Here is a 23,768-nt window from a genome sequence, read left to right on the forward strand (position 1 = left end):
CGGTCCCTCGTTAGTTCTTGCTTTGCATCCCAACCGTTTTCAGGTCAACACCGGTTTCAGACAGTGACGCGCCGGTGTAACTGATGGAAACCCCCGTAGTACTGTTGCTGCTGCCGGTGCTGCTGACGCTGCTGCCGGTCGTGCTGATGCTGCTGCCCGTGGTGCCGATGCTGCTGCCGACAGTGCTGATACTGCTGCCGGTAGTGCTGGTCGAGGCGCCGGTGGTGCTCAGGCTAACGCCTGTCGTGCTGGTTGAAGAGCCTACGGTACTCACGCTGACGCCGGTAAAGCTGGTGCTCGAACCGGTCTGGCTGGTGCTGACCGTGGTAAAGCTGTTGCTTTCACCCACCATGCTGTTGCTGATGCTGGTAAAAGAGTTGCTTTCGCCCGTCATGGAATTGGACACGCCGGTGTAACTGGTGCTCTGCCCGGTGTATGAGTTGCTCAACCCGGTAAATGACGTGCCGACGCCGGTGAACGAGGTGCTGACACCGGTGAACGAGGTGCTGACGCCGGTGAACGAGGTGCTGACGCCGGTAGCGCTGATGCTGACCCCCGTCAATGATGCATTGACCCCCGTTATGGATGCGGAAAAGCCGGTAATGCTGAAGATGTAATCCTTATAAGAAACGTGATTACTGAACCAGTCGGTAAAGGTGCGGCGGATAATGTCGAACTTGTCCATGCCCACATCGGTGGCCTGGTTGCGTTCCACAGTGGTCTGCAGATCGCGCTCGGCATGCAGCATGACGCGTTCATTATCACGGTTGTCATCGAAGGTCAGTTGGCTGGCGTGCTGCGGTTTGCCAAAGCGCAACGAGCGCGATACCAGGCCGGTATAGTTGATGTACTCCGGCAATTGATAAGGTGGCGGGTTGTCGCCGTTATAGACAATGCCGGTGACCATAGGACGATCCAAATCGCCATCAACATAGGTGATCAGCACTTCCTGCCCAACGCGCGGCATGGCCAGCACGCCCCAGCCTTTCCCTGCCCAGGCTTGCACGACGCGGATCCAACAGGAACTGTCTTCCTCGGTAGTTTTGTAGCGATCCCAATGGAAATGGACGCGAATACGCGCAAATTTGTCGGTGTGAACTTCGGAGTTGGGCGCCCCCACCACGGTCGCACTTTGAATGCCCGGCATCTGCGGCCTGGGGGTCAGCCGCAATGGGCGAAACGCCACGTCATCATTCAGGGCGCTGAATTGGCATGTGACATTGCGCCCCTCACTGCTGCTGTCAGGGCCATCCTGCACGAAAATATAGTCACAGCGAATCAATTTAAAACGGCGGTTACGGTTGCCGTCCGGATGCAGCGTCAGGGTAAAATCTTTACCGGCCATCAGCCCCACGGCGTTGCTTTCGCCGAACAGCAAATGGCCGTCGCTCTGCATTTCTTCCAGACGCAGCCGTGCCAAATACTCACCGCGCTCGGTATCAACATAGCCCGCCGCGTAGTCATACCATTCCAGTGGGGTATTCTGCAGGCCGAGGCTGCTTTCCTCGACCTTGGTTTGCAGATTTTTTCGCGGGTTCAGGTAATCGAAATCACGCAGCACAATCTCGTTCGGGCGCACCTTACGCGAGCGCTGAATACGCTGGATCCCCTCGCGGATTGCCCGGTTCTCTTCACTGTCCGGCATAAATGGCAGCACCGCATAGCCCTGGTCCAAATCATCGAAGTTCTGACGCTCCGTGATAACCAGCGTATGCTTATCCGACTCATGATCGAAGTAATACCAAATGCCTTCGTCTTCAAGCAGTCGGCTAATAAACGCAAAATCCGTTTCTGCAAACTGCACGCAGTATTCCCGCGGCGGATAGGTTCTCTGAATATCCAGGCGATAATCGGCAAAGCTATAGCGAGCAAATATTTGCTCGATAATATCGAGTATGTTCAGATCCTGAAAAATACGGCAGTTGCGGTTTTGCATCAAAAACCATAACCAGGTGCTCAGTTCGAGCTTATAAACAAATTTATCTTGATGCTGCCCCGTATCAGAGGCGCCAATAACGTAGGCATAGAATGGACGCGAACCAAAGTCCGGCCTTTCGATACGAATATTCACCCCCTCGCCCAGCAGGGTTTCATAATCGACGTCGGCCTGTTCGCACTCAAATTCGAGCGTATATTGAGAATTACTCGACAGCCCCTCCTTCGTGGTGAAGCTGAGCGGAAATGCGTTCAAACCTGATAAAACAGGGTTATCAATTTCGATTAAAGGCATAGCAACCTCTCTGACACCGGATTTCCCCACAAGGCCGCTAGCGGCCAACGGGAAAAATTAAAAATCAGTCGAAATAAACACTCAAACTTTCGTTCTCGACCATGAGTTGGATGTTTTTCAGTTCCTGTCCCGTACGTTTGCGCTGCAGCACTTCATTACTGATCGGCGGTAAAATAGCCTGTTGCAATAGCGACTCAACCGCTCTGCCGCGCGATGGGTGCGTGCTGACACGCTGGGCTATCCAACCGGAAATATCGCCTTCCAGCACCAAAGAAACGCCCACTTCTTTTTGCAAACGCTGTTGTAAACGGGAAATCTGTTTCGCGGCGATATGGGTAATCGCTTCGATGGAAAGCGGCACATAAGGGATCATATTCATGCGCGCCAGCAGAGCCGGCGGGAAAACACGCACCAAAGCGTCATGTAACATCGGGCGTAATGCTTCGGTTTTAAGATCCGGCGTTTCTGACAGCGTGGCTTCTATTTCGGCGGCGCCGACATTGCACGTCATCAAAATAAAGCACTGACGGAAGCTGATCATGCGGCCTTCGCCGTCCTCCATCACGCCCTTGTCGAAGACCTGATAAAACACTTCGTGTATATCGGGGTGCGCCTTGTCGAACTCGTCGAGCAACACGATGGAGTAGGGTTTTCGCCGCACCGCCTCAGTCAACTTGCCGCCTTTGCCGTAGCCGACATAACCGGGCGGCGCGCCCTTCAAGGTGGAAACGGTATGAGACTCCTGAAACTCGCTCATATTGAACACGATCAGGTTATGCGCCCCGCCATACATCGCTTCAGCCAAAGCGAAAGCCGTTTCGGTCTTGCCGACGCCGCTCGGACCGGACAACATGAAAACACCCAGTGGCCGATCGTGCGCCTGAATGCCGGCGCGAGAAATGCGCACCGCCTGCGCGATCTCATTGATCGCCGTCGTCTGGCCGAATATCTGTCGCTCAAGCAATCGGTTGAGATTGAGCGCGTTGTCCAGGTCGTTTTGCAACATGCGCCCCGTGGGAATGCCGGTCCAGTCCGAAAGCACCTCCGCCACGACGCGATCGTCCACCCAGGGGTAAACCAATGGCAGATCGCCCGCCTGCAGTTCACCCAATTGCTCCGCCAACAGCGGCAACCGGTCAGGTTGCTGCTGCTCCGCCTCCCGCAGTTGCGTCACCGCCAGCCGTTCCTGTTCCTGCCGCCGACGTAATCCGGCCAGAAGCTGCTCCTTGGCGAAAATCGCATTCTGCAACTCACTCATGCGGTTAGGCGCCTGGCCAGCAAACCTGACCTCATCTTGCAGGCTGTTCACCTCGGTTTGCATGACCGCCAGACTGGCTTCCAGAGACTCAATCTTTTCCGGCTGGGCATGCTGGCTCAGTGCCACGCGTGCGCAGGCGGTATCCAACAGGCTGATGGCTTTATCCGGCAACTGGCGCGACGGTAAGTGACGCAGCGACAGATGCACCGCAGCCTGCAACGCCGATTCGCGAATAATGACGTTATGGTGCCGTGCAAAATGCGGTGAAATGGCACGCATCATGTTGACCGCGTTTTCTTCGTCAGGCTCGGAAACCAGCACATATTGGAAACGACGCGTGAGAGCGGCATCGGGTTCAATGAATTGTTTGTATTCCGACCAGGTTGTCGCCGCCACCATACGCAGCGTTCCCCTCGCCAACATCGGCTTAAGCAGGTTGACGGCATCGCCCGTACCGGTTTGGCCGCCTGCGCCCACCAGCGTATGTGCCTCATCACAGAACAGGATCACCGGCACGCCGGAACGGGTAATCGCATCAATCAGCGCTTTGAGACGCGATTCAAATTCGCCTCTCATGCTGGCACCAGCCTGCATTCGCCCCAGATCCAGTGACAGCAAACGCGCGCCTTGCAGCAAGGGCGGTACCTGACCCGCGGCGATCTTGCAGGCCAGCGCCTCGGCTACGGCGGTTTTCCCCACCCCCGCTTCCCCGACCAAAATAGGGTTGTTTTGCCTACGACGGAGCAAAATATCAATCACCTGGCGCAGCTCCGCTTCGCGGCCGATAACCGGATCGATCTCGCCGGCGCGCGCTTGGCGAGTCAGGTCGGCGCACCATTGATCGAGAATGTCTCCACCGTCTGCGGAACCTGAAGCATCGCCGCGATATTCCCCCTCGGCGATCTCTTCTATCTCTTCATGCTCGACTGAATTGGCCAAAAGAGACGGGTAATCATCAAAAACCTGCGGAATGGGGAGCTTTTTAAATTCATCGCTCAACCGGTATAACCCGCGCTGCAGCGTGGCGTCCTGCAGAATGCCGACCAGGATATGGATAGTGCGTACCCCGCCGCCCGGAAACTCGGCAAGTTGGCTCATTAACAGCCCCCTTTCCACTACCGTTTCTAACTGCGCGGACAGGTCCACTACCGCATTGGTGCGGTTAGGCAGGGTATGGAGGATACGATCCAGCGCATCGCTGATGCGCTGAATATTGACCTCGTAATGCGCCAATATCAGCGGAAGATCGCCGCGTTCCTTATCCACCAGCACCTTCAACCAATGTTCAAGCTCCACATACTCATGCCGAAAAGTACGGCACAGTTTGGTTGCCTCAACAAAAGACTGATAAGCAAAATGCCCTAATCGCGAGAAAAGACGTTCACGTTGATACACCTTAATCATCCTTATATTAAGTTGGTGATTGGTAGACCAGTTGCCTAAACATCCCTGCTTTAGGTTTCAACCAGCCATCTTTGCTCAGAGATTTGCCGCCCAACTGCGCCGCCATTCCCGGTTCAGTGATAATGAGCAGACTGATATCGAGCATCAGCTGATAGCTCATAAAGTCATGGCAAATGCTCACTAGCGCCTGAAGCCGCCGGCTGCCGCGCTGATACTGCTGATATTGCGGTGCCGCCAACGGGCCAATCTGGATATGCGCGCCATATTGCGCATCAAAAAAACGGCTGCCGACGCGCGTTTCCCCCAGGCACCCCATCTTCTGGCTGTCGGCCTTTTTACCGTCGTCAATCCATTTGGCGTAGCGCGGCGTGACCTCGATCGGCACGGAAAAATAGGCCGCCAACATCTGGTTAAGCTGCTTCAGAGAACGACGCCCCGGCAGATAAACGCCAGGATAAGCCTCGCGCAGCCGTTGAATATGCGTATTCACCGCCAGGCCCGGGTTCACCCCGCAGGTTTGCCGCAAATGAAGCAAGAACGGATTTTGGTGATCGGCATGGTCATGGCCGATCATCGCATTCAACTGTGACCAGGCGCGATAGTGCAGCACGGCGAAACGCTGGCTCATAATGCCGACGAACTGTTGGAATGCCTGATTTCGCCTAGCGATGACTTCGGTGCGCGCATGTTCCGTCATATGGATCGGCAAAGGCCCATAAGGTGCAAACATGCCGAAGTGTCGGGCTTTGATCAGTACTTGCGGCGGACGCTGCTCAATATCGACTATCTCGCGCGAAGCGAAGGCCATATCGGCGGGCTGCGTGATACTCAGGCGTTCGCGGCTGCGATCGTTAGTCATACCCAGGCGTGGCGCATCCTGTTGCGCGCGCTCTATCCGCCGCAATAACTCGAAGAAATCCTGCCGCTTGGACAGCCCCTTGATTTCCGCGGCCCCCACCTTTTCGCGCAGGTGATTCGGCGGCGACTGCTGTGCCGACGTCAGCACCGTTTTTTGCGCCAGCGGCATGTCAGCCATGATAGATAGCCCCCCAGTTGGCGTGAGTTTCCCCATCAAGCATCAGCATCATGCTTAACGTTTGATTCAAATCGCCATAGTGGCTCAGCGCATGGTGCAGTACCTTACCGAACAGATAAGCGCCGTGGTCGGCGTGGTGATTGACGCTCAGGTTGACGCTGATTTCAGCGCCTCGGATCCATGCCAACGGCCCTCGCCCCTGGTAGCGTTCAAAATGGTGATCTACCGAAGCGTTCTTGATACTGGCGATGCGCCTGCGCTGGCTGACGTCGTCCGGGTGGCAAAACAGCGATAGCCAGTCGCGCAACAGCGTCGAACAGTCCTGCACTTCGGGGCGCGCATAGCGCAAGGGGTTCATCGCCAGCATCTGAACGGCCTGCCAAGCCTGGCTTATGTTCGGCACCGCGATGGGATTGGTCGGATGGCGCACAATTTCAACCTGGTGCACGGGCATCGCTGTTTCCAGCATAAAATGCGGCTGTTGAAGATGGGCCGGTATAAGGTGGCGCTCGCACACCAGCGCCTCAACGCTCAGCGAGCTCAGAGCGTCGATATCAATACCGCTTTTGCCTGGCGAGATGGAGATGAACGTATCCTCGTTGGGCAAATGCAGATTGTTATATTTGGATGGCGAAGGCTCACGCCGGCGACGCAGCTGGTATCCGGCAGGCTCGCGTTCACAGTCAAAATACGTATCTGCCTGCAACGATGAAAAAATCACCGGATTGCCGTCCGGCATCATACCCTTGACTTGCTTGACGCTATGGATCTCGTACAAAGAGGTATTCAGACGATCGACGACCAGCTGATGTTCCGTTTTCTCCCCCGTCAGTTGCAGCGGCGAGCAATAACGACGGTACAGGTTGATGACCGGGGTCGCAAAAAGGTGAAAATCCCTGGCGTGGACGCGACCAATCAAAGGGAGCGGGCGCTGCTCAAGCACGAACAACACCTCAAACTCATGTACCCGTTCGCATTGCAGCAGGAAATCCCGAACGCCGCACAGCTCCAGGCTGAAGAAACGGCTTGGGGCAGCGAAATATTCACGCATCAACCGGCTACCCGGCAGTTCCCCCACCGCCACCGGCAGCAGCGCTTCATCTTCGCTTACGCCGCCCAGGCGCAAACTCGCCGGTGAAAGCACGCTAATCACTGGTTGATCATCCGTTTTCGCCCATAAAACTATACGTAAAGTATGGTTAAGCAACGTTGCCATAAGCTGATTCACTCGCACCGTTTCTTCCGCCAACGTCAGGTGCAACGGCTCGAGGTCGAGCGCAGAGAGGGAAAGTACGCCGTGAGTCGTCAGGCGCAGCCGCACATGTGCAGAACCGTCTTTCAAATGCCGAGCCACGCCGGCTGGCAAATGATGCGGCGGTAAAACTTCGCATTCGGCCAACGCAATCTCAATCGGCTGTACTTTGATGTGGCGCGCAGTGGTAAACGTGGCTGGCTTATTATTCAGCGACGCATCGTTAAGCGTGAGCTTGCTTCCACGCGGCAATTCAACCTGACTGTGCCACTGAGGGAAAGACAGATCGGGTTTGATGGCGATGGTCGCAATAGAGGGAACCGGCGTATACCAGAGAGGCGCCAAACGAGAAAGCATCTGCAATGCAAACTCAGGCTGCTCATTGTTCAGCTTTTCTTGAACCCGCGTGCAGAGAAAAGCCGAGCCTTCCAGCAGGCGTTCGACAAAGGGATCAAGCACACCGTCGATATGCATTCCCAGATGCTGGGCTACCTGCGGATGAGACAGCGCAAATTGACGCCCGGCCTCGCGAAAGTAACGCAGTTCATCATTATATAATTGAAGAAAGCGCTCACTGAACATAATTCCCCCTACTAATCAAACACACGAACAGCACCACATGAATAATCAAGCGCAATGCGCAAGTTCACTAACATCTCATCGCCCGGTAATGAGCAGGTACCGTATATGTCAAATAAAATGGCCAGAACATAAGATTGACGTTCATTAACCGCCGGCACGACACGAATCGTTTTCGGATCCAAACGAGGTTCAAAAGAGGTAATGATTCTTTGTATATGTTTCGCTAAGGTTAAAGGATCGGTGCTAATAGGTATCCGTTGGCTCAGCGAAGGAAAACCATAATTGAGCACTGAGTTTTCACAGTGCCTGTAATCATAAAGTTTCAGATCGGCGCTGCGCGACGCATCATTGAGCAAAAACTCTATATCGCGCACTATAACCTTCCGCCATTTATCCGGACCAGTGCTCTGAGTTTTCGTGCTGAGTTTATCGAATAACATTGGCAATGACGCTTTCATCTGCCGCCTCATTATATTTGGCTATGTCTGCCCGCAATAATGCGGGCAGACACCCTGCAATTAATGTTATTTCATCAATAATTAGATACGGGCATTAAGCTTGAGATCATAACCCGTCTTGATTACCGCCCCCATGGAGCCATCATTATTCTGCTCTTTATACTCAACTTCGATACGGGCAAAGTTGAGTTTGATAACGTCTGTCGGAAGCACGGTATCAATTTCGGCGCCAACCGTAGAGTTCAGCGGCATATTGCCAACGGTTTTGAAAGACGAAACCAGGCAGTTGCTGAAGGTGACGGCCATGAAGTCCTGCTGCCCCTGACCTGATTTACGGCAGACCAGTTTCGCCTGAGGAATATGCTCACCCGTAGCACACATGAGGAAAAGCTTCGGCGAGGCCTTGTTGCTAACCATTCGAAACTCAAAGTCTTTCATCTCCACTTTGCCAGAACCGCCACCACTGCCATATCCCCAGCGCCCAGCATTTTCTTCAGCCCATTGCCAGGCCTGCAGCTGAATCCATCCTGGATAGGTTTGATCAGGTGATTCACCATCAACACCTTCAATCTTCAAAAAATAGTCTACTAAAGCTTTAGTACTCATTTTTGTCTCCTTGACTGATAAGTCTAACTCATTAAGTTAAAAGTTGATTCAGATAAGTTCGGACATCGCCTCCGCTATCATCACAATAGCAATGTTAACGTTTATTTAAATATTAAGGTAAAGATGCTCGCAGCAAATAAATTCACCACGCCTACAAATCTTAATATGATATTAAAACATACTAGCCGCCGTAATAATTGGCGTTGGCAATATCCTAATCAATGACCAGCCGTAACTTATCTGCTCCCATCCTTTTTAGCTGACGGAAGTTTGGACACCAGTCGCAAGGATACGGTCATGCCTTCCAACTGGTAATGAGGGCGTAAATAGAAATGTGCTCGGTAATATCCAGGATCGTCTTCGACATCCTCGACGCGAACTTCCGCGGCAGCTAATGGACGGCGCGCTTTTGTTGCCTCTGTGGATACCGAAGGATCTCCATCGACATAATTCATCAACCAGTCATTCAGCCAAAGCTGCATGTCGTCTCGGGAACGAAACGAACCGATTTTATCTCGCACGATACATTTTAAATAATGCGCGAAGCGACACGTAGCAAAAATATAAGGCAATCTAGATGAAAGTTTAGCGTTAGCCGTTGCATCGGGATCCTCATATTTCGCCGGGGCATGCATCGTGCATGAGCCGATAAAAGCCGCAAAGTCTGAATGTTTACGATACACCAGGGGTAAAAAGCCCGCGTCGGACAGCTCCTGTTCCCTTCGGTCGGAAATCGCCACCTCAGTCGGACAAGTGAGCTCATAACCGCCTTCGTCAGAAGGAAACGCATAGGCAGGCAATTCCTCAACCGAACCGCCGGACTCGATCCCCCTGATTTTGGAACACCAACCATACTCGTGAAAAGCACGGTTGATATTCAACCCCATGGCATACGCCGAATTCGCCCAGGAAAAATCGTCATCCACGCCAGGCCGGACAGACTCTTCAAAAGCAAACGCCTCCACCGGGTTGGTTTTAGCCCCGTAGGGTAAACGCGAAAGGAAACGCGGCATGGTCAAAACCAAATAACGCGAGTCATTACTTTCCCGCAGACGCCGCCATGAGGCGTATTCCGGCGTCGTGAAGATTTTGCCAATATCACGCGGATTCCCCAGTTCGTTCCACTTGCTCATTTGCAATAGCGACGGCGACGCAGCGGAAATGAATGGGCAATGCGATGCGGCGGAGATTTTCGCCAACTCCGTCAGCAAGGTTACGCTCATCGGGCTGTGGTCGAACTCGAAGTCGCCGATTATGCAGCCGAAGGGCTCACCGCCGAACTGACCATATTCTTGCTCATAAATCTGCTTGAAGATTGGGCTTTGATCCCATGCCGCACCACGGTAACGGCGCAAATTACGCGTCAACTCATCCTGGCTGATGTTAAGCACGCGAATTTTAAGCGTCTCGCTAACGTTGGTATTGTCCACCAGATAACTCAGGCCCTGCCATGCAGATTCCAGCTTCTGGAATTCCGGATGATGCAAAATATTGTTCATCTGCTCTGAAAGCTGTTCGTCGATCTGGGCAATCAGCAACTCGATGGTCAATACCACATCGTGGCTCACCTTTACCTTGCCGCGATTGGCGTATTCCGACAGCGTGCCGATGGCCCGGCGCACCGCCTCCGAAGCTTCATTCGTTCTCGGGCGAAAAGAGCGTTTAAGCAAGCCGTCCAGCTCATTTTCCACCTCGCTCTTTTCTATCTCGACAACAGCGGTAGCCTGCTGCTTTGCCGTATAGCGTCGTTGCCTCGCTCCCATTACGCCTCTCCTTTATTGCCGGTATCCTGTGCATCCTGCTCTGCGTCTGCCACCGTTTTGCGTGCATCCATCACCAGGCGATGCAGGAAATCCGGCTTCTCAAGCAGGTTTTTCACCACTTCTTCCGCGCTTGATTTCCCATCCATATAAGTAATTAATTCAGTAAGGTGCTCTCTGGCCTCCAGAAGTCGCTGCATTTGAGGAACCCTTTTGGCAATCGCCCCCGGAGAAAAATCATCCATGGACTCGAACTCCAGCTCAACATCCAGCAATGAATCATCTTCACTTAAGGTATTCTCAACGTAAAACTGCAGGTGAGGTCTAATTGCTCGCATGCGATCGTTGAAGTTATCCTGATCGAAAGTCAGAAACTTCCGTTCCTCAATGGGCGCCAAAGGTTTTTTCCGATGTCCGGAGAGGTCGGACATAACCCCAGTCACAAAAGGCAACTCAACCTTCTTTTGTGAACCATAAAGTTCAACGTCATATTCAATTTGCACACGGGGCGCATTATTCTTGCCAATAAACTTTTGAGAGCTTGAGTCCTTAGCCATTGGAAAACTCCTCTGTAAAAAATCACTTCCCAGCCAATTGGTTTAACGATGCCAGAGATTCAGGCAAGAGTTCCTCAACTATCGTCGCGAAATCCATGCCAATCATTTTTTGCGAGCGTCTGATAAGAATAGGAGCGGGATGGCTTGGCTCATAATTCTGGAAGTAATCCAGCACCTGGTCCAACAATAAAATGACATCCTGCCTGGAACGAATATATTTATTCCCGTTAGCTATATTTACTTCTTCACCCGCTATATCGGACGACAGTTCCTCGTCAGCATGCGGTAATTCCTGCTGTTCAAGAGAGCTCAGCAAACGGATAAGCGTCTGAAAATAATCCCGGACCTGGCGACAATCCAATCGATAGTCTTCCGCTTGCAAATTGGCGTAATTTTCCACCCGCTCCAAAGCCTCCAACTGCAACGTCAATTGTTGCTGCAACGAGGGTATACTACGCGAGGAAAAGTAGGCATTGGTCTGGCCAATCAATTTAACCGCTTCAGAGAAATGCTGATATTTCCCCTCTTGCTCAACAAGGCGAAAATTGAGAAATTCATCTATTGTTAGCGAGTTATCGGGATAAATGCGGCTATTTTTGATTTCGTGCAGACAGGATGAAGTGGCGAGCCAACCTAATGCAGCGGCATGATTGCTGCCCGCGGATTGGTCGATATCGGCCTGCGGGAAAATAGTTACCCCTTCATCAGAATATTTCTTATCTATTTGCGCAATTCCCAGATAAAAGGCCGAAAAACCATCGATATGAAGATTTGCACGCATAAGCCAAAGTACGACACGCAAATCAAAACACTGTTCAAGCAGCGCTGTGGCCTGCTCGCGAATAGCAGGCCAATTAACATCACGGGCGCTATCCAAAGCATTCAGCGGATCGGTTTCACTATCATATTCTGACAGGGTAAATTCTATCTCACTATAGTGAGGGTCAAACTCGACACCATTTATCTCATTAGATGTGACTTCATTCATTGTCTGTCATCCTTTTCACTCAGTTGTTGCAACTGTGCAAAGTGAACCTACTATGTTCACCAATCCTTCCTAGATTTACTACAGAGTAATTGTTAACCACCCTGCACACAAATTGTTTAGATGTATTAATACTTCAAATATTAATAGGTTTTACCTATCAAAAAAAACCTGACGATCGACGATAGCGATCAAAATGCAATTTAATATTATTTAAATCAAAAAAAACAATAAGATACATAAAGTCAACATGAATCACATGACCAGTGAAAAATACTATTAAATTAATTAAGTGTGATATATTATCCCGAACAAGATTAATCTAACTAAAAACATTAATAAAAAAATCAATATTTCAATAATATTTATTGAAACATTGATGGTTTCTATGAATAGATCCGAGTTCCTTAGACGATCCCATATCCATATACCAATCGCTTTAATAAACTGCAGGACTTAATCTTCACAGGTACGATGCCGACGTCTATAATTATAATAAACCTCAGCATAATCTAATAACTACTTTTTATCTCCTTCTCTATTTTTAGGGTTCCTTTTCTTTATGCTTTCTAGTTTCAGCCACTGGGAAAAACTTTCTTCCGCCACTTTTTATGTAAATTACCTACGTAACTAATGCTGTTTTTTAGCCACAAGAAAATGCTGACATCTTTCATCCTTTTATTGAGAATCCTGGTTTGAATAGGTTAATACTTTCACAGTTAGTTTACGTCGTCATACATCCATCAACAAAGGTATCCATAACCAACTCTGCTATCATCGCCCACCCATACGCCAGCAGATAGCCCGGAACGATAAGAGATTGTGCACAACAGCCCCCCTCATGCATCCTTATATAAGTCATGTCACTACCTAATACTTTCAAGCTGCATTTTTTAATGCAGCACTGTTTAGTGCTCCTTTTTCCTAGCACGCAAACATTTAGGCCACTTTAGCCAGTTTTCATAACAGCTGTAATGGTGGCTAAGAACCAGACACAATTAGTGAACAACATATAAAGACAGCATTTATTTAATGACGGCGTACTTCGTCTTGACGGCCTTGCAAAGTATGCAACGGCCTTAAAATACCCAATCCTCATCCGCTTAATTTCTTTCCTAGGCGTTTTACTTCATGCTGAAGGGTATCATCATTTTTACGCTGTGGATCAGGTTTTTGGTAACGTGTTGCCCACGCGTAAAGGCTGCTAGTAGAAACACCAAGCCGTGTCACAACCGCATAAACAGGGTAGCCCCCAGCTTGTTAATATTTTCACGGCTTCATATTTTATTTTTCAATGAAATTCTTGACTAAATACAAACACTCCTTAATTTAGCATCCATTATTGTACTGACACCACTGAATTATTAGTCATTGCAACACAATCCTAATACAATTATGAAGTAATCTCATATGAGGATAATGCACCAGAGTTAACCTAGTGCATTGTCTTAATTGTAAATAATTAACTTTCACCAAAAGTTAACTCTTCCGTATTGAATACTCTAATAACCTCATCTGATAATTGATCCTTAACATTTATTCTTGCTTTCGCAAAACTTATAATTTCAATTTCTTGAAACGCATGATGATTGTTTGGGATTTTAATCCTGCTCATTAATTGTGGGTCATTGACACCATAAAAATGCCTACTATTATGCGTTGGGTTATAATTAAGAGCGGCCACACCATTTAATGATGCGCTATAATCATAATACATTTTCGATACTCCACGCGTCGCCACTAGTTCGATAACTACTGTTTGCCCAGGTTTAAGTTCAATATTTAACCCAGTAGATTGACCCTGTAGTGGCATAGTGAATTTGGCCACCTGAATAAAGGTGGTGCCGATGAAAGTCAATCTCAAATCAATTTAGCAAAATCAAACGGGCTAACCGCCATCTCCCGATTCGCATCCAGATAATCAGCCTATCACTGCAGTATTAGCCTGTGCTCTCTAAGATGCTCCGCCTTATGGATGTAGGCCGCCCGTACAGAGTTACGCTCCTAATGGCTCATCTGCCGCTCTACCGCATCCTTCGACCACAACCCCAACTCAATCAACGAACTACAAGTCATCGTTCTGAAATCCGGTCAAAAACCAAGGCGTTGACAATACGTTTCCAAATTTCAACCTTGGTATCATAAACCATCACGCGAATTACTTTTTTGACGGTGTTCGCAGTCATCGGTTCCGCCCGGGATACGGTCACCAACCCAGCGCAAACCTCCCATTATCTCAACGAAACAAAAAAACAAGAGGCTGCTGAAACCAACAGCGCCAGCACTTTCGCTAGTACCGCCGATCTATTTTATTGATATTTTTAATAAAATTAACTTAAGCACGATACCCAAACTCCCCGCAAGCCACTTTTCCACCGAGCTCTAGGTTGTCCACATAATCCCCATACCACTGCAACATCTCCCTACGCTGCTCCAGATACTGCGCATGGTTGTATGTGCCACGAATGGTGTTCTTATCCACATGCGCAAGCTGTAACTCGATCCACGCCGTGTTATAGCCCTGTTCGTGCAGGATGGTACTCATCGTGTGCCTGAAACCATGTCCTGTCGCCTTCCCGTGATAACCAATCCTTTTTAATACCTGATTGATACTCGCTTCACTCATCGGTTTAGTGATGTCGTTACGGCCAGGGAAAACCAGGTTGTAACGGCCTGTCACCACTTGAATCTCACGAAGTGACGACACAACTTGATCCGATAAAGGCACCAGATGCGGGCGACGCATCTTCATCCTTTCTACCGGGACCTCCCAAACACGTTTATCGAAATCAAATTCTTTCCATTCAGCCATACGCAGTTCAATAGTACGAACGCCCGTTAACATCAGAATCTTTGTCGCTAGCCGGGTTATTGGGCTACCGGAATAAGCAGCAAGAGCTTGTAAGAAAGCCGGAAAGTCATCTGCTAACAGGTGAGGGTAATGAACAGATTTTGGTGGGGTTAACGCACTTGCCAGCTCTGAGGCTGGGTTAGTTTCAGCTCGACCAGTGACAATGGCGTAACGAAATACCTGATTACAGGCCTGGCGGATTTTGCGCAGTTTGTCTAGCACACCACGCTTCTCGAGTTTACGCAGCGAGCTGAGTATCTCCAGTGGCTTTATCTCTGCAATTGGGCGCTTACCGATATCCGGGAAGATATCGTTTTCAAACGCTTCCATAATGTCTTCAGCGTAACCCTTCGACCAGTTAGGGCGTTTGTACTCATGCCACTCCAGAGCGATAGCTTTGAAGGTGTTTTCTACCATCGCTTTGCGAGCTTGTTTCTCAACCTTTTTCTGTTCACTGGGATCAATAGCGTTAGCGACTTGCCGTTTAGCTTCATCTCTGCGTTGTCTGGCTTCAGATAACGAAATCTCTGGATAGATACCCAACGCCAACATCTTTTGTTTACCGTCAAAACGGTACTGTAAGCGCCAGTATTTAGATCCATTGGGATGAACCATTAAATGCATTCCTTCGCCATCGGTAAGCTTATAAGGCTTGTCGGTAGGCTTTGCACTTCTTACCTTTACATCGGTTAATGCCATTTGAGGCTCTCCGTTGCTGGCTGTTGGTACAAGATTCCATTGAACGGGGATGTACCATCACATATACCAACAGATACTACTTGATGCCAGTGGGTGTAGGTAGACTCCGAGAGAATTTCGACGCGCTAAAATCAGTCAACTCACTGAATTTCAGGCATAAAAAAAGACGTCGGTTGACGTCTATTTACTTCAAAATGGTACGCCCTACAGGGCTCGAACCTGTGACCTACGGCTTAGAAGGCCGTTGCTCTATCCAACTGAGCTAAGGGCGCATTGGGATGCGGCAACCAGAGTTGCGGAGTGGGATTATACGATCAGGGGTTACTGAGTCAATGCCTTTTCATGACGTTACGGCGGTGGCCGTGCTTTATGCTGGTTTTTCAACCATTACTGCCTCCGCCCATTGCGTTAACATCATCATTTACCTTGAATTAAATCCGGCAGCAAATTGCTGTCACGTTGAGCCAACCCGGATTCGGCCAGCTCGGCAATGCGATCCGATTGCTGATGCCTCGCGGGGCGCTGCAGGCAAATGCGAGCCGATTGCACCATAGCATTAATATTTCCCCAGTCGGCATGCTCCGCAGTCAACAGGTTGCAGGCAACCGCCAACGGTTGATAAAGCGCGGCGCTAACCGGTGCAGTATTTAACGATGCATGGCCGACAGGTACCCACGCCAGCAGCATAAAGCCAATCCCTCCGATATTTCTCATCCGTGTAACCTCCGGCACAACGCGCTCAGGCGTGATCGCCAGGAGGGGAGCGCTTTGTGCGCAGCGAGTTGGTGCAGCGCAATCAACTGCGCTACGTCCGCCGGGTGCATCGACGAGTCAAACACCGTTTCGCCCACGAGTTTGGGCGGATAAACCGAGTGTTCAAGCTGCTGATGCCATGGGTGCAGCCGGGTGATGATCATCATGATGGTGGCTCCATTAGCGCCTACGGCTGGCGCGAATACCGCAGTGTGAATAGCCACAGCTTAGGTAGCTCGAGGTAAAAAAGGTGTAGAGGATCATTCTGTTGGCATAAAAAAAGCGTAAATCATGCCGGGCAAACGCCGTCGAACACGATTCAGCGCCTGACAGCGCGCTCCGCTTCTGACAAAATAGCGCCATCCCCGGCTTTTCTTAATTGATGGATTTCCTCACTGATGTCAGCAAAGATTATTGATGGTAAAACGATTGCGCAGCAGGTTAGAAGCGAAGTGGCTGAGCAAGTTAAACAACGTCTGGCCGCCGGCAAACGCGCGCCAGGCCTGGCAGTCGTGCTGGTTGGCGAAAACCCGGCCTCACAGATTTATGTCGCGAGCAAGCGCCGCGCCTGTGATGAGGTGGGTTTCCTCTCCCGCTCCTATGATTTGCCCACCACCACCAGTGAGGCCGAACTGCTGGCGCTGATCGATCAATTGAATACCGACGGCGAGATCGACGGTATTTTAGTGCAGCTGCCGCTGCCTGCCGGCATCGATAACGTCAAAGTGCTGGAACGTATTCATCCGGATAAAGACGTCGACGGTTTCCATCCGTACAACGTCGGTCGCCTGTGCCAGCGCTCGCCTAAACTGCGTCCCTGTACCCCGCGCGGCATCGTCACCCTGCTCGAGCGTTATAACATCGATACCTATGGACTGAATGCCGTCGTGGTTGGCGCGTCCAACATCGTCGGCCGCCCAATGAGCATGGAGTTGCTGCTGGCCGGTTGCACCACCACCGTGACCCACCGTTTCACCAAAAATCTGCGTCATCACGTTGAAAACGCCGATCTACTGGTGGTCGCGGTCGGTAAACCAGGCTTTATTCCAGGTGACTGGATCAAACCGGGCGCGATCGTGGTGGATGTCGGCATTAACCGACTGGAAAGTGGTAAAGTAGTCGGCGACGTAGATTTTGAAGCCGCCAGCGAGCGCGCAGCCTACATTACTCCGGTTCCGGGTGGCGTTGGCCCAATGACCGTTGCTACACTGATTCAAAATACCTTGCAGGCCTGCGAGGTTTATCACGACGTTCAACCTAAATAAGTAAGGCAGTATGGAAACTTTTAATCTGGATAATCACCCGCACGTCGAACTGTGCGACCTGCTCAAATTCCAGGGCTGGTGTGAAAGCGGCGGCGGCGCCAAAGAAGTCATCGCCGATGGGCAGGTGAAAGTGAACGGCAAAGTAGAAACGCGTAAGCGCTGCAAAATCGTTGCCGATCAGGTAGTCGAGTATAACGGCGGCAAGGTTGTCGTTAAGCCGTAAGCCGTGCTCCATAGAAAAAGGCGCTGAGGGTTAACTCAGCGCCTTTTTTGTTTGTCAGCCTACAGCGAATTACTTACGGCGCCAGGTAGTCCCCTGCGGGCCATCTTCCAGCACGATGTTCATCTCGTTCAACCGATCGCGCGCGGCATCCGCCAGCGCCCAATCTTTGGCTTTACGCGCGTCATTGCGCTGTTTAATCAAGGCTTCGATCTCCGCCACTTCACCGTCGTCGGCCTGTGCTCCGCCCTGCAGGAACAGTTCCGGCTCTTGCTGTAACAGACCCAGCACCTTAGCCAGCTTGCGCAGTTCCGCCGCCAGCCCATTGGCTGCCGTCAGATCTTCAGCCTTCAGGCGGTTAACCTCACGCGCCAAGTCAAACAGCGCTGAGTAGGCTTCCGGCGTATTGAAGTCATCGTCCATCGCCTCACGGAAGCGGGCTTCAAACACTTCGCCGCCGGCCGGTTGAGCATTGGCGTCGGTACCACGCAGCGCGGTGTACAGACGTTCCAGGGCTGTACGCGCCTGTTTCAGGTTCTCTTCGCTGTAGTTCAGCTGGCTACGATAGTGGCCAGACATCAGGAAGTAGCGCACGGTTTCGGCGTCGTAGTAGCCCAGCACGTCGCGGATGGTGAAGAAGTTATCCAGCGATTTCGACATTTTTTCTTTGTCGATCATCACCATACCGGAGTGCATCCAGTAGTTGACGTAAGGGCCGTCGTGCGCACAGCTCGACTGGGCAATCTCGTTCTCGTGGTGCGGGAACATCAGATCGGAACCGCCGCCGTGGATGTCAAAATGAGTGCCCAATTGCTTGCAGTTCATGGCAGAACATTCAATGTGCCAGCCCGGACGGCCTGCGCCCCAAGGCGATTCCCAGCTCGGTTCGCCCGGCTTGGACATTTTCCACAGTACGAAATCCATCGGGTTGCGTTTCACGTCGTCGATTTCTACGCGTGCACCGGCCTGCAACTGATCCAGATCCTGGCGTGACAACAAGCCGTATTGCGGATCGCTGTCGATGGAGAACATCACGTCGCCGTTGCTGGCCACGTAAGCGTGATCGCGATCGATAAGGCGCTGGGTGATCTCAATGATCTCGGCAATATGCTGGGTAGCTCGCGGTTCGATGTCCGGGCGTTCAATCAGCAGGGAGTCGAAATCGGCGTGCATCTCTGCCAGCATGCGCGTGGTCAGTTGATCGCAGCTTTCGCCATTCTCTGTCGCGCGGCGGATAATTTTATCGTCAACGTCGGTCACGTTACGCACATAGTTCAGCGAATAGCCGAGGTAGCGTAAATAACGCGCCACTACGTCGAAAGCAACAAAGGTACGCCCGTGGCCGATATGACACAGGTCATAGATGGTTACCCCGCACACGTACATGCCCACTTTACCGGCATGAATGGGTTTAAATTCCTCTTTTTGACGACTCAGGGTATTAAAAATCTTTAGCATCGGGACATTCCGTGGTGTGCGTGATAACAAAAATGGTAATTAGGCGATTAACCCAGCAGCGTATTGAAACCCGAAGCCTGATCTAATGCAAGGTTAAGGCCGCGGTTTGCTAAGCTGAGAGGTGGAAAACAGTGAGAAATCAGCGAACGCCTTCAACGTTATAATATAACAACTGTCGTTTTACCACAGTCGGCATGCGGTTTAGCCGCTGCTGACTGATTAAAGGAGATATGTTATAACGGCGGTCTGATTGTTCACTCGATCCCTGTGACATCTCAATTCATCTTGTTAGGACTAAAACTATGGTTACTTTCCACACTAATCACGGCGATATCGTTATCAACACCTTTGCTGACAAAGCGCCGGTTACCGTTGAAAACTTCCTGAACTATTGCCGTGCAGGTTTCTACGATAACACCATTTTCCACCGTGTTATCAATGGCTTTATGGTTCAGGGCGGCGGTTTCGAACCTGGCATGACCCAGAAAGACACCAAAGCGACCATCAAGAACGAAGCCAACAACGGTCTGAAAAACACCATCGGCACCCTGGCAATGGCTCGTACCAACGATCCACACTCTGCGACCGCACAGTTCTTCATCAACGTGGCTGACAACGACTTCCTGAACTTCCGCGGCGAAAACGCGCAGGGCTGGGGCTACTGCGTATTTGCTGAAGTGTCTGAAGGCATGGACGTGGTTAACAAGATCAAAGCGGTGAAAACTGGCCGTAGCGGCATGCACCAGGACGTACCGGTAGAAGACGTGATCGTCACTAGCGTTACCGTCAGCGAGTAATCGCGGCTGCATGAACACGCTGTTCATCGCAGATCTGCATTTAAGCGCACAGGAACCGGCAATCACTGCCGGTTTTCTGCGTTTTTTGCAGCAAGATGCTCCCCACGCCGACGCCCTGTACATTCTTGGCGACCTGTTTGAAGCCTGGATCGGCGACGACGATCCCGAGCCGCTGCACGGCGAAATCGCCGCGGCCCTGAAGGCGCTGCAACAGACTGGCGTCCCCTGCTACTTTATCCACGGCAACCGTGATTTTCTGGTCGGCAAACGCTTTGCCCGCGCCAGCGGCATGCAACTGCTGCCGGAAGAAAAAGTGCTGGATCTGTATGGGCGAAGAATCCTGATCCTGCATGGCGACACTCTGTGTACCGACGATCAGGCCTACCAACAGTTCCGTCGTAAAGTGCATAATCCCCTGATCCAAAAACTGTTTCTGGCAATGCCGCTACGCTGGCGCCTGAAGATCGCTGCCAAAATGCGGGCCCGCAGCCAGCAGAGCAACCAGTACAAGTCGGAATCGATTATGGACGTCAACCCACAAGCGGTTGAGCAGGCGATGTTGCGCCACCAGGTTCACTGGATGATCCACGGCCACACTCACCGTCCGGCGGTACATGAATTGACGTTGAGCAACGGCAAGGCCCACCGCGTGGTGCTGGGTGCCTGGCACGTCGAAGGCTCGATGATCAAAGTCAGCGTCGACGCCGTCGAACTGATCCAGTTCCCGTTCTAAGTTCCTGACTTGTCGCACAGGTAAAAAAATTCACCCTTTTGACGATGAAAACCGGCGACGCAACCGTTTTCCTCGCCGTGCGCTCATGGTATGCTCTACGCCCTCATTCGGCCTCCCGCCGCAGGCAACCGGCCGTCGTTTGTACAATCACAGGAGCCTTACACCCATGGGAGCCAACGCCGCTTCAGCCACCCACGCTGGGGTTAAAATCGCAATTGTAATGGGATCGAAAAGTGACTGGGCCACCATGCAGTTTGCGGCCGACGTCCTGACCTCGCTCAATGTCCCGTTCCATGTCGAAGTCGTTTCCGCTCATCGCACGCCAGACAAGCTGTTCAGCTTCGCCGAACAGGCGACGGCAAACGGTTTTGACGTGATCATTGCCGGTGCGGGCGGTGCTGCGCACCTGCCAGGCATGCTGGCGGCGAAAACGCTGGTTCCGGTGCTGGGTGTTCCGGTCCAAAGCGCCGCACTGAGCGGTGTAGACAGCCTGTATTCGATCGTGCAAATGCCGCGTGGCATTCCCGTCGGTACTCTGGCGATCGGCAAAGCCGGTGCGGCCAATGCTGCACTGCTGGCGGCACAAATTCTGGCGCTGCACGACACCGCGCTGGCACAACGCCTGGCCGACTGGCGTCAGGCACAGACTGACGACGTGCTGAATAACCCGGATCCGCGGGAGGAAGCATGAAGCCGGTTTGCGTACTGGGCAACGGCCAGTTAGGGCGCATGCTGCGCCAGGCCGGTGAGCCGCTGGGCATCGCCGTGTACCCGGTTGGCCTCGACGCCGAACCGGAAGCCGTGCCCTACCAGAACAGCGTGATCACCGCTGAAATCGAACGCTGGCCGGAAACCGCGCTGACGCGCGAACTGGCGACCCATAACAGCTTCGTCAACCGCGATATCTTCCCACGTCTGGCGGACCGCCTGACGCAAAAACAGTTGCTCGATCAGCTTGGCCTGGCTACGGCACCGTGGCAGTTGCTGGCCGATACCGCCGAATGGCCACAGGTGTTTGCTGCCCTTGGCGAACTGGCGATCGTTAAACGCCGTGTTGGCGGGTATGACGGCCGTGGCCAATGGCGTCTGCGTCCAGGCCAGGAAGCCGAACTGCCGGCCGATGCCTATGGTGAATGTATCGTTGAGCAGGGCATTAACTTCTCCGGTGAGGTCTCGCTGGTTGGTGCTCGCGGGCATGATGGCCAATCGGTGTTCTATCCGCTGACCCATAACCTGCATGAAGAAGGCATTCTGCGCACCAGCGTGGCGTTACCGCAGCCCAACCCTGCGCTGCAACAGCAGGCGGAGCAAATGCTGACGGCCATCCTTGATGAGCTAAACTACGTCGGCGTGATGGCGATGGAGTGCTTTATCGTTGGCAATCGTCTGTTGATTAACGAGCTGGCTCCCCGGGTGCACAACAGCGGTCACTGGACGCAGAACGGCGCGTCCATCAGCCAGTTCGAACTGCACCTGCGCGCCATTCTCGCCCTGCCGCTGCCGAAACCGGTAGTGAGCACCCCGTCGGTAATGGTCAACCTGATTGGCACCGCAGTGGATCCTCAATGGCTGGCGTTGCCGCTGGTACATCTGCACTGGTACGAGAAAGAGGTGCGTGAAGGTCGCAAGGTCGGGCACCTGAACCTGAACGATCCTGACGCCGCGGCATTGCAACAGACGTTACAGGCATTGGCACCTTTGCTACCAACCGAATACCAAAGCGGTCTGGCCTGGGCTCAGCAAAAGCTGGCTTAAGCGTTACGCCGCGCCAAAAACAAAGGGTTCAACTCATAGAGCTGAACCCTTTTTTATTGCCGATGAAAAGCTAGCGGCGATAGCCCTGCGGATTTTTACTCTGCCAGTTCCAGGTATCGCGCATCATCACGTCAAGCCCGCGTTGCACCTGCCAACCCAGTTCCTGTTTCGCCAGCCCGGCATCGGCCCAGAAGGCAGGCAAGTCACCTGCGCGGCGCGGTAGGATCTGATAAGGAATGGCAACGCCCGAGGCTTTTTCAAACGCCTGCACCATTTCCAGCACCGAATAGCCAACCCCAGAACCCAGGTTATAAGCTTTAAAACCGGCGATCTGCGCTAAATGATCCATCGCCGCCAAATGGCCCTGCGCCACGTCCATCACGTGAATATAATCACGCACGCCCGTGCCGTCTTTGGTTGGGTAGTCGCCGCCGAACACACTCAGGCTTTCCCGCTGGCCTATCGCCACCTGTGCAATATAAGGCAGCAGGTTATTGGGGATGCCGCTCGGATCTTCGCCAATCAGGCCAGACTCGTGGGCACCCACCGGATTAAAGTAGCGCAGCGCGATAATCGAAAACGCCGGTTCGGCCCTGGCAAAATCCTGCAGGATCTGTTCGACCATCCATTTGGAAGTGCCATAGGGGCTGGTGGTGCCACCGATCGGCATATCTTCCCGGTAAGGCACCGGGGCATGTTCTCCGTACACCGTGGCGGAGGAGCTGAAGATAAACTGATGGACTCCCGCCTCGCGCATCGCCTCCAGCAACACCAGCGTCCCCGCCACGTTGTTCTGATAATACTCCAGCGGTTTTTGGGTGGATTCCCCCACCGCCTTAAGACCGGCAAAGTGGATCACCGAGGCAACTTCGTTTTCCTCAAAGATGCGCTTCAGGCAACCGGCATCCTGCACATCTCCCTGATAGAACGTCGCGGCTTTGCCCGTCAGTTGTTCCACGCGCCGTAAAGACTCTTCGGACGCATTGACCAAATTATCCAGCACCACCACATCTTCACCACGTTCCAGCAGCGCCAGTACCGTATGTGAACCAATGTAGCCCGCGCCGCCGGTTACCAGAATAGTCATAACTTCACTTCCCCTTATTCAG

21 protein-coding genes, 1 tRNA gene and 1 pseudogene are annotated in these 23,768 nt (G+C 52.1%); 6 read left to right on the forward strand and 17 right to left on the reverse strand.

Annotated elements, in window-relative coordinates; genetic code table 11:
* Positions 1-10: 10 nt before the first annotated feature.
* The 15 genes and pseudogenes from vgrG to OC597_RS13575 form a co-directional block, all read right to left on the reverse strand.
* The gene (gene vgrG / locus OC597_RS13505; protein ID WP_262209109.1) at positions 11-2,230 is read right to left on the reverse strand and encodes a type VI secretion system tip protein VgrG; all 2,220 of its coding nucleotides are present in this window, start codon (positions 2,228-2,230) and stop codon (positions 11-13) included.
* Between the two features lie 64 nt (positions 2,231-2,294).
* Positions 2,295-4,883, reverse strand: a complete 2,589-nt coding sequence (gene tssH / locus OC597_RS13510) for a type VI secretion system ATPase TssH (protein WP_262209111.1) — start codon at positions 4,881-4,883, stop codon at positions 2,295-2,297.
* A 16-nt stretch (positions 4,884-4,899) separates the two neighbouring features.
* Positions 4,900-5,928 (reverse strand): type VI secretion system baseplate subunit TssG, encoded by a 1,029-nt coding sequence (gene tssG / locus OC597_RS13515; protein WP_262209113.1) that lies wholly within the window; start codon positions 5,926-5,928, stop codon positions 4,900-4,902.
* On the reverse strand, positions 5,921-7,762 hold the full coding sequence (gene tssF / locus OC597_RS13520; protein ID WP_112347639.1) for a type VI secretion system baseplate subunit TssF: 1,842 nt from the start codon (positions 7,760-7,762) through the stop codon (positions 5,921-5,923). The genes tssG and tssF overlap by 8 nt, the downstream gene beginning before the upstream one ends.
* 11 nt (positions 7,763-7,773) lie before the next feature.
* Complete coding sequence (locus tag OC597_RS13525) at positions 7,774-8,220, reverse strand: type VI secretion system baseplate subunit TssE (protein ID WP_262209115.1); 447 nt, start codon at positions 8,218-8,220, stop codon at positions 7,774-7,776.
* 81 nt (positions 8,221-8,301) lie between these two features.
* Positions 8,302-8,826 carry an Hcp family type VI secretion system effector gene (locus OC597_RS13530; protein ID WP_112347641.1) on the reverse strand — a complete coding sequence of 175 codons (525 nt, stop codon included), beginning with the start codon at positions 8,824-8,826 and terminating at the stop codon, positions 8,302-8,304.
* A gap of 236 nt (positions 8,827-9,062) precedes the next feature.
* The gene (tssC, locus tag OC597_RS13535) at positions 9,063-10,589 is read right to left on the reverse strand and encodes a type VI secretion system contractile sheath large subunit (protein ID WP_262209118.1); all 1,527 of its coding nucleotides are present in this window, start codon (positions 10,587-10,589) and stop codon (positions 9,063-9,065) included.
* On the reverse strand, positions 10,589-11,143 hold the full coding sequence (gene tssB / locus OC597_RS13540) for a type VI secretion system contractile sheath small subunit (RefSeq protein WP_112347642.1): 555 nt from the start codon (positions 11,141-11,143) through the stop codon (positions 10,589-10,591). The genes tssC and tssB overlap by 1 nt, the downstream gene beginning before the upstream one ends.
* Positions 11,144-11,165: 22 nt before the next feature.
* On the reverse strand, positions 11,166-12,131 hold the full coding sequence (locus OC597_RS13545; RefSeq protein WP_261142147.1) for a type VI secretion system protein TssA: 966 nt from the start codon (positions 12,129-12,131) through the stop codon (positions 11,166-11,168).
* Positions 12,132-13,590: 1,459 nt separating this feature from the next.
* Positions 13,591-13,941, reverse strand: coding sequence for a hypothetical protein (locus tag OC597_RS13550; RefSeq protein WP_146751344.1), 351 nt, complete (start codon positions 13,939-13,941; stop codon positions 13,591-13,593).
* A gap of 47 nt (positions 13,942-13,988) precedes the next feature.
* A pseudogene (locus OC597_RS13555) lies at positions 13,989-14,320 on the reverse strand (hypothetical protein); the annotation flags it as partial.
* 143 nt (positions 14,321-14,463) lie between these two features.
* A complete protein-coding gene (locus OC597_RS13560) occupies positions 14,464-15,678 on the reverse strand; it encodes a tyrosine-type recombinase/integrase (protein ID WP_261142144.1) in 1,215 nt (404 codons plus the stop codon).
* Positions 15,679-15,873: 195 nt separating this feature from the next.
* Positions 15,874-15,950: transfer RNA gene (locus OC597_RS13565), tRNA-Arg, on the reverse strand.
* Positions 15,951-16,095: 145 nt separating this feature from the next.
* Positions 16,096-16,392 carry a hypothetical protein gene (locus OC597_RS13570; protein WP_262209122.1) on the reverse strand — a complete coding sequence of 99 codons (297 nt, stop codon included), beginning with the start codon at positions 16,390-16,392 and terminating at the stop codon, positions 16,096-16,098.
* Positions 16,389-16,655, reverse strand: coding sequence for a hypothetical protein (locus OC597_RS13575; protein ID WP_261251747.1), 267 nt, complete (start codon positions 16,653-16,655; stop codon positions 16,389-16,391). Before OC597_RS13575 ends, OC597_RS13570 begins: the two co-directional genes overlap by 4 nt.
* A gap of 174 nt (positions 16,656-16,829) precedes the next feature.
* Between OC597_RS13575 and folD the strand changes: the two genes are divergently transcribed.
* Entirely contained in the window at positions 16,830-17,696 is an 867-nt protein-coding gene (gene folD, locus OC597_RS13580; RefSeq protein WP_262209124.1) for a bifunctional methylenetetrahydrofolate dehydrogenase/methenyltetrahydrofolate cyclohydrolase FolD, read from the forward strand.
* Positions 17,697-17,706: 10 nt separating this feature from the next.
* Complete coding sequence (gene ybcJ / locus OC597_RS13585) at positions 17,707-17,919, forward strand: ribosome-associated protein YbcJ (RefSeq protein WP_085115525.1); 213 nt, start codon at positions 17,707-17,709, stop codon at positions 17,917-17,919.
* 69 nt (positions 17,920-17,988) lie between these two features.
* Here the strand turns inward: ybcJ and cysS are convergent, their stop codons facing one another.
* A complete protein-coding gene (gene cysS, locus OC597_RS13590) occupies positions 17,989-19,374 on the reverse strand; it encodes a cysteine--tRNA ligase (protein WP_261463028.1) in 1,386 nt (461 codons plus the stop codon).
* Between the two features lie 302 nt (positions 19,375-19,676).
* Between cysS and ppiB the strand changes: the two genes are divergently transcribed.
* The 4 genes from ppiB (at position 19,677) to purK (ending at position 22,659) form a co-directional block, all read left to right on the forward strand.
* Positions 19,677-20,171: a peptidylprolyl isomerase B gene (ppiB, locus tag OC597_RS13595; protein WP_085115523.1), complete on the forward strand. Its 495-nt coding sequence runs from the start codon at positions 19,677-19,679 to the stop codon at positions 20,169-20,171.
* 10 nt (positions 20,172-20,181) lie between these two features.
* Positions 20,182-20,904, forward strand: a complete 723-nt coding sequence (locus OC597_RS13600) for a UDP-2,3-diacylglucosamine diphosphatase (RefSeq protein WP_262209126.1) — start codon at positions 20,182-20,184, stop codon at positions 20,902-20,904.
* A gap of 166 nt (positions 20,905-21,070) precedes the next feature.
* Entirely contained in the window at positions 21,071-21,595 is a 525-nt protein-coding gene (gene purE / locus OC597_RS13605) for a 5-(carboxyamino)imidazole ribonucleotide mutase (RefSeq protein WP_085115521.1), read from the forward strand.
* The gene (purK, locus tag OC597_RS13610; protein WP_261251743.1) at positions 21,592-22,659 is read left to right on the forward strand and encodes a 5-(carboxyamino)imidazole ribonucleotide synthase; all 1,068 of its coding nucleotides are present in this window, start codon (positions 21,592-21,594) and stop codon (positions 22,657-22,659) included. Before purE ends, purK begins: the two co-directional genes overlap by 4 nt.
* A 70-nt stretch (positions 22,660-22,729) precedes the next feature.
* On the opposite strand, the gene galE is transcribed toward purK, so the two are convergent.
* Positions 22,730-23,746: a UDP-glucose 4-epimerase GalE gene (gene galE / locus OC597_RS13615; protein WP_262209128.1), complete on the reverse strand. Its 1,017-nt coding sequence runs from the start codon at positions 23,744-23,746 to the stop codon at positions 22,730-22,732.
* Between the last annotated feature and the right edge of the window lie 22 nt (positions 23,747-23,768).

The sequence above is a fragment of the Serratia proteamaculans genome, assembly GCF_946227095.1.
Taxonomy (GTDB): Bacteria; Pseudomonadota; Gammaproteobacteria; order Enterobacterales; family Enterobacteriaceae; genus Serratia; species Serratia proteamaculans_E.